The organism is uncultured Hymenobacter sp. (assembly GCF_964242765.1).
GTDB lineage: Bacteria > Bacteroidota > Bacteroidia > Cytophagales > Hymenobacteraceae > Hymenobacter.
Map to the genome: position 1 here is coordinate 1 of NZ_CAXTBM010000044.1, position 15,549 is coordinate 15,549.

Consider the following 15,549-nt stretch of genomic DNA (forward strand, 5'->3'; position numbering starts at 1 on the left):
TGAAGGCCAGCGGGTTGTCGGACTCGCGCCCCTCAAAGTGAATCGGGCCGATACCAGTGAAGAATTCCGTTTTAGACAGCGTGTTGGTTGACATGGGGAAAAGATCTGTGAGTGAAGTAGTAGAGCAAAGAATTCAGAAATGAGGGCTTGCTGCTAAGCGAGTTATAAGGTACGAGGGAAAGGCAAGTCATTAGGCTGACGCTGTTATTTCACTGCCAGCACGGCGGAAGCGGCCGGACTAGCACCCAGCGCCACGCTCCGCGCCCCCGGCAAAGAACCACCAACCCAAACGGTGACGGGCCCGGTAGCGGGCACCGCTTTTCCCTGCGCATCAATCAGCGCCAAGGCTTCGGGCGTGAGCGTAAATTTTACGGTGGTGCTGGCGCCCGGCTGAAGCGTCAGGCGGCGGAAGTTCTTGAGCGAGTAGAGCGGGGTTTGGGTTCCTTTGCGGGCGGTGTGGGTCACGTAGAGCTGCACCACTTCTTCGCCGGCCACTTTGCCGGTGTTGGTGATGGTGGCTTCCACGGTTACGGCTTTGTTTTTAGCTGCTTTGCCAGGCAGTTTCAGGCCACTGTAGGTGAACTTGGCATAGCTCAGGCCATAGCCGAACGGGTACATCGGCTCGGCGCTCATGTAGCGGTAGGTGCGGCCCTGCATGCCGTAGCTTTCGTAGGCCGGCAGCTGGGCTAGGCTCTTGGGGAAGGTGATGGGCAACTTGCCCGAGGGCGACACTTTACCAAACACCACGTCGGCAATGGCGTTGCCGCCTTCCTCGCCGGGGTACCAGGCCAGCACCACGGCGTCGGCCAGCTCGTGCACTTCGGCCAAGTTCATCGGGCTGCCCCCCGTCACGACGGCAACAATGGGTGTTTTGCTGCCCTGGCGCAGCTTTTTAAGGAAATCGATCTGGTTTTGGGGCAGGTTGTAATCGAGCCGGTCGCCGGCGTGGGCCGAGGCAATAGATTCGCCCTCCTCCCCTTCCAGCACGCCCGTAATGCCCATCACCACGATAATAGCGTTGGTGGTTTTGGCCTCGCCGGTGGTCCAGTCGATGGGGTTGATGTTGTTGCGGTCGAGCAGAATGCCCTGCTTGTATTCGATCTGGCTGCCGGGCTGCACGGCGCCTACCAGGCCTTCGAGCACGGTGCTCATCTGGCCGTTTACGCCGTAGTAATTGCCGAGCAAGGCCTCCACGCTGGTGGCGTTGGGGCCGGTCACGAAGTACTTGCCCAAGTCGTTGCGCAGGGGCAGCACGCCGTTGTTTTTCAGCAGCACTATCGACTTCTGGGCCACTTCTTTGGCTAAAGCGCGGTGGGCGGCGCTGTTGATGACGGCGGGCGTGAGCTGGTCGTAAGGCGTGGTATTTTGCGGGTCGAAGAGACCCAGCTTGAAGCGGGTGCGCAGCAAAACCGCCAGGGAGCTGTCGATCAACGTTTCCTTGATCAAACCCTGGCGCACGGCATCGGGCAGCGTGGTGTAGGTGTCGCCGCAGTTCAAATCTACGCCGCGCTGAAGGGCCAGGGCCGCCGCTTCGGTTTTGGTTTTCACTACTTTATGGCCCTGGTAGAGGTCGTCGAGCGCGCCACAGTCGCTCACCACGTGGCCGCGGAAGTTCCACTGCTTGCGCAGTACCTCTTGCAGCAAGTACGTATTACCGCAGCACGGCTCGCCGTTGGTGCTGTTGTAGGCGCACATTACGGCTTCCACGCGGGCCTCCTTCACCAGGGCCTGGAAGGCAGGTAAGTAGGTTTCGTTTAAGTCCTGGGGCGAGGCCACGGCGTTGAACTCGTGGCGCAGTTTTTCGGGGCCGCTGTGCACAGCGTAATGCTTGGCACAGGCTGCCACTTTCAAGTACCGGGGGTCAGGCCCCTGCAAGCCGCGCACAAAGGCCACGCCGATGCGCGAGGTCAGATAGGGGTCTTCGCCGTAGGTTTCCTGGCCTCTGCCCCAGCGTGGGTCGCGGAAGATATTGATGTTGGGCGTCCAGAACGTGAGGCCGCCATACTTGACGTAATGGTTTTTGGCAATGGCGGCGTTGTACATAGCCCGCGCCTCGTCGGAAATAGCCGTGGATACGCGCAACGCCAGGTCTTCATCGAAGGTGGCCCCCAGCCCAATGGCCTGCGGAAACACCGTGGCCGGACCCGAGCGGCCCACACCATGCAATGCCTCGTTCCACCAGCTATACGCCGGAATGCCTAGGCGCGGAATGGCCGGGCTCTGGTCGAGCATCTGCTGCGCTTTTTCTTCGAGCGTAAGCTTGGCCAACAGGTCGTTGACACGGGCGTTCAGCGGCTGGGTGGGATTAAGATACAGCGCCGTTTGCTGGGCGTAAACAGCCGATAGATTCAGACCGGCAAGCAACGCGGAAAAAAACAGGCGTTTCTTCGTCATATTCGGTGCTTGTAGATAAAGTAGTAGTAAGAACTGAAAATTGGCGTATCAGCTTGGCTATGTATTCAGCGCAATCCGGCAAGAACAGTCGTTAGGGAATGGCGGGGGCGGCAACCGCCTGAAAAGGCGAAGCCGGCAGCCCTTCTTTGTTGTAGAGGTTGGCACCCTCCGGGTTGTCGGCCCAGGCGTAACGCACCGCTACCGGCGTCGCTACTTGGTCGTTCCAGACCACCACAGCGTTGCCTTCCATCTTGGCTTGAGCCCACACGAACTTCTTGTCGGCGCCAGCAACCGCAAACTGCTTCAGCTCGCCCCCGCCTTTGGCTACCAAGCCGCTACCCGTGTTGGTGAAGGTGAGCGTGGCCTTGTTGCCGCGCACTTGCATACTTTGATACAGCGGCCCGGAAGCCACCACCTTTTTATCGGCATACGCCACTTTCTGCGCCGCCAGGGCCAGCCGTTTGCCCACGTCTTCTTTGCCCAGTGGGTGAATGTCGTTCCACTCACCAAGGTCGATGTTAACGGTCATGGCGGTGTTGGGCACCGCCAGCACTTTGCGCTGCGACTCCCGCAAGCTAGCCCAATTGCTCTCGCTCGGCTGCTCTTTGGTTGCCATGAAGTTCGGCAGTTGGGCGTACAGGAAAGGCAGCTTGGGTTGGTTCCAATGCGTGCGCCAATCGGCAATCAAGGCCGTGAGCAACTGCTGGTATTCCTCGGGCTTGCTGGTGTTGGATTCCCCCTGATACCACAGCACGCCTTTAATAGCGTAGGGCAACAGAGGGGCAATCATACCGTTGAACAAGCCGCCGGGCTGGTACTGAAAGGAGGTCGAGCCGGGCGCTGGTGGCGTGGCCGCCCCTAGCTTGTACTGCCAGTCGCCGCGCAGATCCAGCGTCTGCCCGCCGGCCGTGAGTTGGTACTGCTTGTCGAGCGTAAAGCCGCCGCGGCCCCCGTTGTTGATGACTCGTATCACCAGCACGTTGCGGCCAGGCTTGAGTAGCGTGGTCGGTAGGTCGTACTTGCGCGGGGGGTACTGGTAGCCCGTAGTGCCGGCAAATTGCCCGTTGATGTACACCGAATCACTGTCAACAATGGTCCCAAGTTCCAGCCGGGCCGGTTTGCCTGCCATGCTGGCCGGCACCTCCACTTCCTTGCGAAACCACACCACCCCATTCACCGGCCCCAAGCCCTGGTCAGCCCAATAGCCGGGTATTTTCATGGTTTTCCAATCCGAGGCGTTGTAGACTGGGGCGTACCAGGGCGTCGTGCCCCTGGCCACGCCTTGGTCTAGCTGCCGCAGGTTGGTGTACCACGCGCGGGAAGCGGCCTGATCTTGCGCAATGGTGCGGGCTACGTAGGTGCTGTCCTTTACTTTCTCGGCGGCTTGCTGGTACGTCGGGAAAGCCTTTAAAGCCTCGGCGCTCAACCAAGCTTCAATGGGCGACCCGCCAACGGCGGATTTAATAATGCCAACGGGCACGTGGTATTTGTCGAATAGCTCCTTGGCGAAAAAGTACCCAACGGCGCTGAAAGCCAGTACATTTTGAGGTGTAGTTGTCACCCACCGGCCGCCTTTTACATCTGCTTTCGGCCCATTGAAGGCGTAGCGCAGATCAAGATTGAACTGCCGAATCATCGGATTAGTGGCCTGGGCAACAACATCGGGGTACTTGTCGCGCAGCCGCGACATGGGCGTTTCCATGTTCGACTGGCCCGAGCACACCCACACGTCACCAACCAAGACATCTTTGAGGATGATGTGGTTGCTGGCTGCAATTTCCAGTTGAAACGGCCCACCTGCTTTCTGCGCGGGCAAGCTAATATGCCATTTACCGTCCGCGCCGGTGGTCGCCTGGTAGGTTTTACCAGTAAAAGTCAGCGCAACCTTTTCCCCCGGCACGCCCCAGCCCCATATAGCTAAGTTGGTATCTCGTTGCAGTACCATTCCATCACCAACCAATCGCGGCAACCGTACCTGTGCTACCGCCGATTGGCTGAGTAGTACAGTTGCTACGAGCACAATTTTGGAAAACAGCTTCATACAGCTAGAGTACTTACAGGGACAGCGCGTTGCGCTAGAAGTTGAAGCCGTGGCTCCCTTGCGGAAAACCACGGCTTCTGTTCTAACGAGAAATTGGTTAGTATTCTGAATTCTGGGTGATTTTACCGCTGGTGCGGTCACTATCCTGCTGCGGAATAGGCCGCAGCACGTGGTAAGGCTGAATGTTGGCAGCAGCATCGGAGCCATAAGTACCGCTTATGCCATTGGCAGCCACCGTCTTGTTTACCGTGGCGGGAACTCTAGTTACCGGGTTGGTTTTCACCCGCTCAATGAGTTTGCCTGTGCGCACCAGATCCATCCAGCGCATAACCTCACCGCCTAGTTCGCGGGTACGCTCATCTAAGATGAAATCGATGTTCAGTTGGCTGGCCGTGATGCGCATCTGCGCCTCGCGGCCAGGAGCAGCAGCCCGCACCCGGACAACATTGATCTGGTCTACTGCCTTCGCAATATTGTTCAGGTACATGTTCGCCTCGGCAGCAATCAGGTACGTTTCAGACAAACGATACACGATGAAAGGTCGCACCGACGGCGCGTTAGTACTGGCACGCCGCACGTCATCATACTTGTTCATTACGGGGTAATATTCCCGGGTGTGCTGGCTAGGCAGAATTACGCGGTAAGGCGCGGGCCGGCGGCTAGCAATTCGCGCGAGCACCGTAGGAGACACATCGTAGCTAGGATACCATAGCGACGTATCACCCACCACGGCGGCCGTACTACCACCCGCAGCGCCCGGTGAGTTCACATACCACGTGGTAGTAAACCACTTGTTGTAGCGTGTGTCAGTGGTACGCAGTTGCCGACCGGTTTCGCCGGGCATGTTGTACGAGTTGAGTAGGTAGGGCGTGGGCACAAAGCGAGCAAAGGGCCGGCCGTTTCTAAGGTCGCGCACCATGTTAGGAATTCCCTGCTCGTAGCGGCTGCGGTAAAAGAAGCTGGATGCGTTGCCGCCTTGAAAATAATTACTCTCACTGGTTTGCGTGAACGTAGCGTCGCTGCCGTACTGAATGTTAAACAGAACTTCTCTCCCGTTCTCGTTGCCATCCGCAAACACACGTGCTGGGTCAGTTTCCAAACCCTTGCCGTAGCGCGTCTGATTGTTGATCAGCTCTTCGGCATACTGAGCAGCTTTGGCATAGTCATCAGCCTGCTTGGCAGTAGAGGTAGCCCGGGTCAGATGCACCTTAGCCAAGATGTGCAGCGCCGTAGCGCGGGTAACGCGGCCGGGCTGAGCTGGATTATCGGCAATGTTGGCCAGCGCATCCGTCAAATCGGCGATAATGGCATTATACACATCAGCTAAAGGAGCACGCGCAATGTCCTTGGTAGGCGTATCGCGGAACTCTAGTTGCAAGGGTATATCACCCCATTGCTGCACCATCAAGAAGTAGTAGTGCGCGCGCAATACTTTGGTTTCCGCTACCACCTGCTGAATGCGGGCAGGCAGAATGCCTTGTACCGTGTTGGCGTATTGGAGAACACCATTCGCGTCATTGATGAACTGATAATAGTTATTCCACTGATTGGAAAGTACCCCTGCGGTTGGGGTGAAGCCTTGGCCGCGGGAGTATTCATGAAATCCTTCCTGATCGGCAATGCCGCGCATGAATTCATCGGTACCCGTAACGGCCATGTACATAGCCTGCTCGTTGCCATAGATATTGCGATAACCAGAGTAAACCCCGGTTAGGCCGGCTTCCACGCCTTGTGGAGTACCCAGGAAAGCAGGCACTAGAATAGATTGGGGATCTTCTTCCAAAATATCCTTGCAGCCGTAAGTGGATATAAGTAAGGAAACACCTAGAAGTGCTAGAAATGACTTTCTCATGGTTGGTAGCGTCAAAACGCTAGTTGAATCGTTGAAATTTTGTTGTAAGCAGCTGATTTTTGGAGACTAATGGCTGTTAATCGCAACCATATCACTAGCCTTTAACTGCAAAATAACTCTTGTTTAGAAGCCCAGATTTAGCCCTACGATGAAGGCGCGCGTAGCCGGAGCCGACACACCGCGGCCAGCCAATCCGGCGTTGCCGTTGGATGGGTTGCCGTCGGTAAACTCGATGCTACCAGCCGCACCGGCATTCCCACCGTTGAAGCGAGAAGAGTACGATAGCGCATCCGGATCAATGGCCTTATTCTTCTTATACACGTCCACTGGCGACCAGATGAAGGGGTTCTGCACCTGTACGTAGATGCGAGCCGTGCTCATCTTCAGCTTGCCAATCACGCTGGTCGGCAGCGCGTAACCCAAGTCGATGCTGCGCACCTTGATGAAGGTACCGCTTACATAACCCAGCACGCGGCTATCGGTCTGGTAATCAGCAACCCCCTGCACCGGCTGCGGGAACGAATTAGAAGGATTGTCAGGAGTCCAGTAGTCCAGGTTGATTTGATTCCGACGCCCGTCGAACGTAGTGAAGTATGAAGGTCCAAACAGCAAGGGGTCAACGATGGTAGCGCCTACGCGGGTCAGCGCTACTGCCGTCAGATCAAAGCCTTTGAACTTGAAGCGGTTAGTTAGACCAGCCTCGAATTTAGGCTGGCGCGAGCCGAGAATCTGACGATCGGCAGCGTCAATCCGGCCATCGTTGTTTACGTCTTCAAACTTGATCTGACCAGGCAATGTATTGTAGCGGGTGGCCTCGTCTCGCTCGTCTAACTGCCAGATACCTGTTTTCTTGTAATCATAGATAACGTAAAGCGGCTGGCCAATGAAGCGCTGGTTGGCTATGTCATCGCGCTTACTGCCATCTTCGTTCCGCAGGTTTAGGTCCAGCACTTTCTCGCGGTTCACCGTAAAGTTCCAGTCGGTGCTCCACTCGAATCCGCTGGCACTGCGTACGTTAGCAGTGGAAAGCGAAATTTCCAGACCCCGGTTTTGGGTTTCGCCGGCGTTGATGAGGAACGACGTGTAGCCACTGGCGCCCGGCAGAGCGTCGGGCAGCAGCAAGTCGCTGGTGCGCTGCTGATACAGTTCCACCGAACCAGAGATGCGATTCTCTAAGAAGCCGAAGTCCAGTCCAAGGTTGGTAGTAGTGGTATATTCCCAACCCAAGTCGGAGTTTGGAATACTGCCCGGCACTACCCCAACAGCGCCAGAAGAGCCGAATGTGTAATAGCCGTTGCCTAAGCCGGAGTTCAGCGAGCCTAGCGTCTGATATGGGTTGATAGCCGTACTACCCACGCGGCCTAAGCTAGCACGCAGCTTCAGGTTGCTAATGAAATCACGGCCTTGTAGGAACTGCTCGTTGGCCAGGTTCCAAGCGACAGCGGCTGATGGGAAAGCCTTGTATTTGTTGCCCGGCGACAAGCGCGATGAGCCGTCCACACGCACAGTAAAGGTGGCCGAGTAACGGTTGTTGTAAGCGTAGTTCAGACGTCCCATGTACGAGACAATATCCCAACGGCTGGAACCGCTGGTGGACGACGTGGGTCTGCCCGCGCCCAAGTTGTTGTACAACTGATAGTTGGTGGGCAAATCCTGCGTTGTAGCCGAGAAGTTATCGGTGCGGAAGTCTTGAATGCTGTACAAGCCTGTGAAATTCACGTCGTGCTTTTCGGCAAACGTCCGGTTATAAAGCAGCAGGTTTTCTACCAGAATATTGGAAGCCGTGTTGCCTGAGCGCTGAGCCTGGTTTACGCCAGTGCCGCGAGCTGGGGTTCCCGTAGCATAGAAGTTGCCAGCGGCTTCGGAACGGAAGTCCAGACCCACGTTCAAGCGATAGTCCAGGCCTTTGACAATGTTTACCTGGCCGTAAAGACTATTGAAGCTGCGCAGACGGCGCGTCTGCTCTTTATGCGCATCTTCGGTGTAATAGGCAAGTGGGTTAGGCAGGGCCGTATCGGTGTTAGGGAATAGAATTGGTAGACCATTGGCATCGTAGGGCGAAGCCAGCGGGCTACCAGTCAGAATAGCATTCATAATGTTCAACGACGGATCATCCTGCTGGATGTAGCTGTTGAGCGTATTCAGGCCGATTTTCACTCGTTTACCGATCTGCTGATCTAATGTGCCGCGCAGGGAGAAACGCTGAAATTCCTGCACTGGCACCACCCCAGTTTCGTCGTAGTAGCCCAACGAAGTCGAGTATTGCGTCTGCTCAGTGCCACCCGATACACCCACGGCGTGGTTCTGAATGCGGCCATTCTGAATCAGCAAGTCTTGGTAATCGGTGGTGTTGCCCGCCGCTAAGTTATCCCGCTCATTCAAGGTCAGGAAGCTCGGCGTAGTAGCAGGGTCGAAGCCGGGGTTACGGGCCCGATATGCCCGCAGGCGAAAATCGTAAAACTCCTGTCCGTTTTGCAGATCAAACTCGCGCGCCTTTTTCACACCGTAGTAGCCGCTATAGGTGGTACGAGGAGCACCATTCTTACCACGACGCGTCGTTACCAGAATCACGCCGTTGGCACCGCGGGCGCCATAGATGGCCGTGGAGGAAGCGTCTTTCAGAACTTCCAGCGAGGTAATGTCATCCGGGTTCAGGTCGTTCAGGCTCCCGTCGTAGGGTATACCGTCTACGACCAGCAGTGGATCGTTGCTGCCCGAAAAGGAGCGGTTACCACGAATACGGATAACAGGTGCCTGACCAGGCGTGTTGCTGCTGCTGGAAATGTTTACACCAGCGGCACGTCCCTGTAGGGCCTGGCCTATGTTGGCTACCGGCACATCACGAAGCTGCTGCTCATCGACCGACGAAATAGCGCCCGTTACCTGACTTTTCCGTTGCGTGCCGTATCCTACGACCACTACCTCATCTAAAGCCTTGGTGTTAGTGGCCAGTGTGATGTTTACAGTAGCCCCGGAAACGATTGCCTCTTGGCTTACGAAACCGATAGCACTAAACACCAACGTACTACCAATAGGGGCATTTAATGTAAATCCGCCGTCGCCAGTAGTTGAAACGCCGTTGGTAGTGCCTTTTTGCAGTACCGTGACGCCAGGCAGGCCTTCGCCGCCTTCTGCGCTAATAACCCGGCCCGAAATCGTTTGCGCAGCTTGCGCCATCACTTGAGTGGTCGGTAACAGTAGGCTGGCTATGGGCAGCCCCACGGCCGCGAATAGCGGCAAGCTCAGGCCTAAGGCCGTTTTGCGTAATGGTGAGTACATGACGTGTGGGAGTTTATAAAGTGAAATTCTTTTAAAAGCCTAAAAACCGATGGAATTGCCGCCGTCAACCGGCAACGAAGCCCCGGTGATGTAGCGGGCCGCTTCGGAGGCCAAGAACACGGCCGCATGACCGATGTCGTCGGGTTGGCCGAACTTACCCATGGGCGTGCGGCGCATGGCCCGGTCGCGCCGGTCGGGGTCGGAGTTCATGGCCGTGCGGCTCATTTCCGTCTCGATGAAGCCCGGCGCAATGGCATTGACCCGCACGTTGTCTTTGGAAAACTCGGAAGCCAGCACCTTCACCATGCCTTCTACCGCCGACTTGGACGCCGCGTAGGCGACCACCCGGTCGATGCCATAATAGGCGGCCATCGAGGAAATCATCAGAATCACGCCGCTCCGGCGGGCTACCATACGCTGGGCACAGGCACGCGTAAGGGCAAACACGGCGTGCAGGTTGGTATGCAGGATGCGGCTGAATTCTTCGTCTGTGACTTCCAATGCCGGCTTTTTCATGTTCACGCCGGCGTTGTTGACCAGAATATCCAGCGGGCCGTAGGTAGCCTCGATGTGCGCGACTAGCCCATCGAGCAGTTCTAACTCGCAGATATCGTTGGTGAGGTAATGCACGGATTCGCCGAGTTCCGACACTGCGTCTTGCAGCACGGTTTCGCGCCGGCCCGTGATAATAACGGTGGCCCCAGCCACGGCCATGCAGCGGGCTATTTCCAGGCCGATGCCACTGCCCCCACCGGTGACCAGTGCCAGCTTGCCTTCCAAGGAAAAAGGATTGGGCTGGTGCTGCCCGTTGGGTTGCGTATGGCTAGAAAGGAGAGGGTCAATGCGGAGCATAAGAAGGGATGGCTAAGTCGGGAGTGGAAGGATTAGCGTAGCTGGTAGATATCCACCAGCTGCTTGATTTCAGCTAAAGGCCGGGTAGGCGGTGGGAGCGGGGCCGGAATCGGCTGCCGCGAATACGTTTGAAAGTAGAGCACGCAGGCATCGCGCCACCACAAGGCCTCGCGGTGCTGAATGCGCAGGCGGGCAGCTACGTCGGCGTGCAGCTCGGCATCCACAGCGGGGCGGGCCTGCTCCCACTGCCGCTGCATCCAAAGCACCGAGTCGGCGCCGGTATAGTAGCGGGTGCACAGCTCGTTCCAGAGGGTGCGGCCGGTGCTTAGCTGCTGCTTCCAACCCACGTGATGAAACCAAAGCAGGTAGTCGGGTGGGCAAGTGGCGGGGTTGCCCCAGCGCTGCTGCACGCCGGGCGCATACAAGGCCAGGGCGTTGGAGCCGCGCGTCGTCCGGTCGAAGCCTAAACCCACGGAGTCGGCCTTGTGGTAATACACCGACGTCCAGTCGGGCCGGGCACTCTGCGAAAGCCAGGGCTCGGGGCCGTAATGGATGCTCTGGCCCATGATGTGGTGCAAACCCAACGGCGTGGTGTAGCGCACATAGATGTTGCGCGACTGGTTGAGTACCTGCGTGATAGAGGCTACGGCGGTGGGCTGCCGGGTCAGGGTCATGCGGGTCCATTCTTCGCTAATAGCGGCCGAGCTTAGGGTGTGGTCCCAGGCCAGCCGCCCGAAGGCGTACCAGTTGGCCTGCCCCACCAAGTGGCCGGTCCAGTTGCGGTCCGAGCCGATGTTGGCTACGCCCGCAATGCCACTGACGCTGTGCTTTTCCAGGCTGCCGTCCACCACTCGCGCTACCGTAGAGTTGGGGCCCTGCGCGTGCGTATCGGCTTCCAGGCACTCTTTAATAAGCGGGCCTAAGTACACGAGGTGCGTCGCAAAGCCTAAATACTCTTGCGTGAGCTGCACCTCCAGCACCAGTGGGGTGCGCGGCATGGCTCCGAACAGTGGGTGAAATGGCTCCCGAGACTGAAAGTCGATGGGGCCGTTTTTCACTTGCACCAGCACTTTCGAGGCAAACTTGCCGTCGAGAGGCTGAAACTCCTGGTAGGCTTCCTTGAACCGGTCACCTTTGGAGTTGGCTTTGTAGACGAAGGCGCGCCACATCACTACGCCCTCGTGCTGCCCGAGGGCGGCAGCCAGCATATTGGCCCCATCATCATGGTTGCGGCCGTAGTCTTGCGGGCCGGGTTCGCCTTCGGAATTCGCCTTCACCAGAAAGCCCCCGAAGTCGGGTATGGTCTTGTAGATTTCGTCGGTGCGGGCGGTCCACCACTGCTTCACCTTGGGGTCGAGCGGGTCGGAAGTAGGCAATCCACCAATGACTTTGGGCGCGGCCCAGAGCACGGAGAGGTACACCCGGATGCCGTAGGGGCGCAACACGCCCGCCACGGCGGCTACTTTTTGCAAATACTCCGGGGTGAGGTAGCGGGCACTGGCATTCACGTTGTTGACTACCACGCCATTGATGCCAATAGAAGCGTTGGCGCGGGCATAATCCTGGTAGCGCGGGTCGAGGCGCTCGGGCAGTTCCTGCCACTTCCAGATCGAGGACCCCGCGTAACCGCGCTCCACGGTGCCGTTGGGATTGTCCCAGTGGTTGAGCAAGCGGTACTGAATACGGGGTTGGCTGCTTAATTTCACTTGACTGGGTTGCTGCCCGGTTTGCACGTGGCGCAGCAGGGCAAAGCAGCCGTAGAGCACGGCCGCATCGGTAGGGCCGGTGATTTCCAGTCCGTTTTTCTGGGTGCTCACGCGGTAGCCTTCGCGGCCCAGCGCCGGATCAGCTGCCACGCGCAGTTGGATTTCTCCTTTACCGCTGCCCTTCCCTCCTACGGCTACCGTCTGCCCAAGCAAGCCTTGCAGCCCGCGTTGCAGCTCGTTGGCGGCTGTTTGTAAGGTGGGCGTAGCCGCGGATGCCAGCACGATGCGCTGCGCCTGCGCCTGCCACGCTTTGCGCAAGCCGGCTTCGGGCAACTGGTCGTATTTCAGCCACAAACGGTAGCCGTCATCGGCCCGCCCTACGGTAGGAGCGCTAATACAGAGCAGTGAAAGCAGTAAAATTCGAAGCAACATGGGTGGGAGGGCAGTACGGGGCAGTTAAACGAAGCGAGGTACGGATGATTCGGCGTGCAGCGGCTCCGATGAATGCTGCTCGGCCAGCAGACTGCAACGAATGCCGAGTTCAAGGCCGCGCAGTTCAGCTAGCCCGCGCAGCCGCCCGATGGCGGAATAGCCAGGGTAAGTGCGCTTGCCACTGGTTAGGTCGTCGAGCATCTGATGACCATGGTCGGGGCGCATGGGCAAGTAGGTGCTGTTGCCGGTGCTGGCTCGCCGCAGCTCTTCTTCTACCAACGCCCGCACCACGGCGTACATATCCACGTCGCCGGTTAGGTGGTCGGCCTCGTGGAAATTGCGCGGATTGTCTTCGCGCTTGGTAGCGCGCAGGTGCACAAAATGGATCCGGGGTCCGAAGCGCTGCACCATGCCGGGCAAGTCGTTGTCGGGCCGCACGCCCAATGAGCCGGTGCAGAAGGTCAAGCCATTAACCGGCGAATCGTAGGCAGCAAGCAGGCTGCTCAGGTCGGCTTCGGTGCTGACCACGCGGGGCAACCCTAGTAGCGGGTACGGCGGATCGTCGGGATGAATGCACAGGTTGACGCCCACTTCTTCGGCCACTGGCCCTACTTCCCGCAGGAAATAATAGAGGTTTTCGCGCAGCGCCGCGGCATCAATGGCGGCGTATTCGTTGAGCAGGCTTTGGAAGTTGCTCAGCTCGAATGCTTCTTCGGATCCCGGCAAACCCAGCAGCACCGTGTTGGTTAGCGCGGCTCGGTCGGCGGCCGACATGGCGGCAAACTGCTGGTGGGCGGCGGCCACTACGGCTGGCTCGTAGTCGGCTTCGGCACCGGGACGCACCAGAATGCACAAGTCGAAAACGGCGAAATCCTGCCACACAAAGCGCAGCGCCCGCGAACCATCCGGCATCTCGTAAGTAAGATTGGTACGCGACCAGTCTAGTACGGGCATAAAATTGTAGCACACGGTTTTGATTCCGCAGGCCGCCAGGTTGCGCAGCGACTCTTGGTAGGCGTTGATGTACTGCGTGCGCGTAGGTAAGCCCTTCTTGATGTCTTCGTGTATGGGCAGGCTTTCCACTACCACCCAGTGCAGGGGGGCGTAGCGCTGGTTGTCGGCTTCAATTAGTTGCTGCCGCGCCTGGATTTCCGCTATTGGCCACACAGCGCCAACTGGCAGCTGGTGCAGAGCTGTTACGACGCCTACGCAACCTGCCTGACGAAGTGCAAACAAAGAAGTTGGGTCCTGGGGCCCGAACCAGCGCATCGTGTGCAGCATGGGGATTATGTCAGAAAAATACAATTTACTGTTTGCCACTTCACTAGTTAGCAACAAACTACCGGATAAATTGCTTCTCATCTTGAAAAGCGACTTACTATCGAATATAAAACATCAACTGATAGAAACACCTATCCAAAAACTGCCCGTACGACCTAATTTAGAAATAAAAATACCGAAACCGTTTCCGCAAACGGTTTCGATAGCTATTCTTTATGGGGCAGAGTGTAAAAAATATTTCGTAGTTTATCTTCAAATAATCAAACGAACTTTTCACAACCCCTTTCCCACCCTTAGTTTGGTATTTAGCTAAAATACCATTTGCCTTATGATGAAGTGCATCAAGTGCAATTCGGCCGACGAAGTGAAACGAGCAGGCTTTATCCGGGGCCGCCAACGGTTCTTTTGCAAGGCTTGCAACTGCCACTTCACCGATCCAAGAACCTTGCCCGCGCCGGAACGCAAGCGCCATCAAACCACAATTAGCGACGTAGCCAAAGTTCTGGGGGTGGCGGCTTCTACCGTGTCGCGGGCCCTGAACGGCCATTCCGATATCAACTCCAATACCCGGCAAGCTATTGTGGATATGGCTCGGCAGCTAGACTACCAGCCCAACTTATTGGCCCAGAGCTTGAAGAGCAGCGCCACCCACACCATCGGCGTGGTGATTCCTGACATCGAGCGGCCTTTCTTCGCGACGGCCGTTAGCGGCATTCAACAAGTGGCGGCCGAGGCAGGCTACCGCGTCATGATTTGCCAGTCCAAAGAATCGTACGAGATGGAGGTCAGCAACGTGCAGGCGCTGATTGCCAGCCGGGTAGATGGCTTGCTGATTTGTCACTCCCGCGACACCGAAAACTTCGACCACGTCAAGCAGCACGCCAACCGCGGCACCCCCATTGTGCATTTCGACCGAGTGTGCAACGAGGTAGACAGCGCCCAGGTGGTACTCGATGACTGGGGCGGCGCGTACGCCGTAACCGAGCACCTGATTCAGGAAGGCTGCCAACGGATTGCCATTCTGGCCGGACCCGAGTCGTTGCTTATCAGCCGGCAACGAATTAGCGGCTACCAGAATGCCCTGAAGCGCTACCACCTGCCCATTCAACCGGAGTATGAAGTTCACTCCGACTTTCAAGCAGATTCGGCCTTGGCGGCACTCGATGCCTGGTTGGCCTTGCCCGAGCCGCCCGACGCTATTTTCGCCATCAACTACCGCAACGCCTTCGACCTGATGCTAGAGTTGAAGCGGCGGGGTTTGCGCATCCCGCAGGACATAGCCGTGGCGGGCTTCGGCGACGAGTTTCTCGCCGCCTTGGTCGAGCCGGGCCTGACTACCATCAACCTGCATCCTTACCGGCTAGGCCAGCACGCAGCCCGCTTGTTTTTAGAGCAAATACAACAAAAGGATCTGTTCAAACCCCGCACATTCGTCGTTACGGGGGACTTGGTGATCCGGCAATCCTCGTTGAAGGGCGCCGGCGTTTATTTCAAGCTGGAGATTTAAAGCAACTCTCAAGTTGATGTACGGGCGGGCTGTAGCGCGAAGCTTTTGCTTTGCGTATATAATAAGGAGAGTAACCGCGCCATTGTGACATGCGCGAAGCAAAAGCTTCGCGCTACAGCCTCTGCTGGCTAGTACGCTAACCGGAGGACGGCTCTAAACGGCTTCGCGCGCTTGCTTTGCCTGTGACTTTAAACCCAACACTGTT

At 57.4% G+C, this 15,549-nt stretch carries 8 protein-coding genes; 1 reads left to right on the forward strand and 7 read right to left on the reverse strand.

What is annotated here, in order from left to right; all coding sequences use genetic code 11:
- Nucleotides 1-204: 204 nt before the first annotated feature.
- From ACFE7X_RS17250 to uxuA, 7 genes are all read right to left on the reverse strand, one after another.
- Nucleotides 205-2,394, reverse strand: coding sequence for a glycoside hydrolase family 3 N-terminal domain-containing protein (locus ACFE7X_RS17250; RefSeq protein WP_375436933.1), 2,190 nt, complete (start codon nt 2,392-2,394; stop codon nt 205-207).
- Between the two features lie 91 nt (nt 2,395-2,485).
- A complete protein-coding gene (locus tag ACFE7X_RS17255) occupies nt 2,486-4,435 on the reverse strand; it encodes a sialate O-acetylesterase (RefSeq protein WP_375436934.1) in 1,950 nt (649 codons plus the stop codon).
- A 97-nt stretch (nt 4,436-4,532) separates the two neighbouring features.
- Nucleotides 4,533-6,287: a RagB/SusD family nutrient uptake outer membrane protein gene (locus ACFE7X_RS17260; RefSeq protein ID WP_375436935.1), complete on the reverse strand. Its 1,755-nt coding sequence runs from the start codon at nt 6,285-6,287 to the stop codon at nt 4,533-4,535.
- 123 nt (nt 6,288-6,410) lie between these two features.
- Nucleotides 6,411-9,566, reverse strand: coding sequence for a SusC/RagA family TonB-linked outer membrane protein (locus tag ACFE7X_RS17265; RefSeq protein WP_375436936.1), 3,156 nt, complete (start codon nt 9,564-9,566; stop codon nt 6,411-6,413).
- A gap of 39 nt (nt 9,567-9,605) precedes the next feature.
- Nucleotides 9,606-10,418 carry an SDR family NAD(P)-dependent oxidoreductase gene (locus ACFE7X_RS17270; RefSeq protein ID WP_375436937.1) on the reverse strand — a complete coding sequence of 271 codons (813 nt, stop codon included), beginning with the start codon at nt 10,416-10,418 and terminating at the stop codon, nt 9,606-9,608.
- 32 nt (nt 10,419-10,450) lie between these two features.
- Nucleotides 10,451-12,556, reverse strand: coding sequence for an alpha-glucuronidase family glycosyl hydrolase (locus ACFE7X_RS17275; protein ID WP_375436938.1), 2,106 nt, complete (start codon nt 12,554-12,556; stop codon nt 10,451-10,453).
- A gap of 24 nt (nt 12,557-12,580) precedes the next feature.
- The gene (uxuA, locus tag ACFE7X_RS17280; RefSeq protein WP_375436939.1) at nt 12,581-13,837 is read right to left on the reverse strand and encodes a mannonate dehydratase; all 1,257 of its coding nucleotides are present in this window, start codon (nt 13,835-13,837) and stop codon (nt 12,581-12,583) included.
- A gap of 328 nt (nt 13,838-14,165) precedes the next feature.
- On the opposite strand from uxuA, the gene ACFE7X_RS17285 reads away from it, so the two are divergent.
- The gene (locus tag ACFE7X_RS17285) at nt 14,166-15,344 is read left to right on the forward strand and encodes a LacI family DNA-binding transcriptional regulator (protein ID WP_375436940.1); all 1,179 of its coding nucleotides are present in this window, start codon (nt 14,166-14,168) and stop codon (nt 15,342-15,344) included.
- Nucleotides 15,345-15,549: the final 205 nt, after the last annotated feature.

Coding starts and splice junctions, on each gene's coding strand:
- ACFE7X_RS17265 (WP_375436936.1), bottom strand. CDS start 9,566: ATGTACTCACCATTACGCAAAACGGCCTTAGGCCTGAGCTTGCCGCTA.
- ACFE7X_RS17270 (WP_375436937.1), bottom strand. CDS start 10,418: ATGCTCCGCATTGACCCTCTCCTTTCTAGCCATACGCAACCCAACGGG.
- uxuA (WP_375436939.1), bottom strand. CDS start 13,837: ATGCTGCACACGATGCGCTGGTTCGGGCCCCAGGACCCAACTTCTTTG.
- ACFE7X_RS17255 (WP_375436934.1), bottom strand. CDS start 4,435: ATGAAGCTGTTTTCCAAAATTGTGCTCGTAGCAACTGTACTACTCAGC.
- ACFE7X_RS17260 (WP_375436935.1), bottom strand. CDS start 6,287: ATGAGAAAGTCATTTCTAGCACTTCTAGGTGTTTCCTTACTTATATCC.
- ACFE7X_RS17275 (WP_375436938.1), bottom strand. CDS start 12,556: ATGTTGCTTCGAATTTTACTGCTTTCACTGCTCTGTATTAGCGCTCCT.
- ACFE7X_RS17250 (WP_375436933.1), bottom strand. CDS start 2,394: ATGACGAAGAAACGCCTGTTTTTTTCCGCGTTGCTTGCCGGTCTGAAT.
- ACFE7X_RS17285 (WP_375436940.1), top strand. CDS start 14,166: ATGATGAAGTGCATCAAGTGCAATTCGGCCGACGAAGTGAAACGAGCA.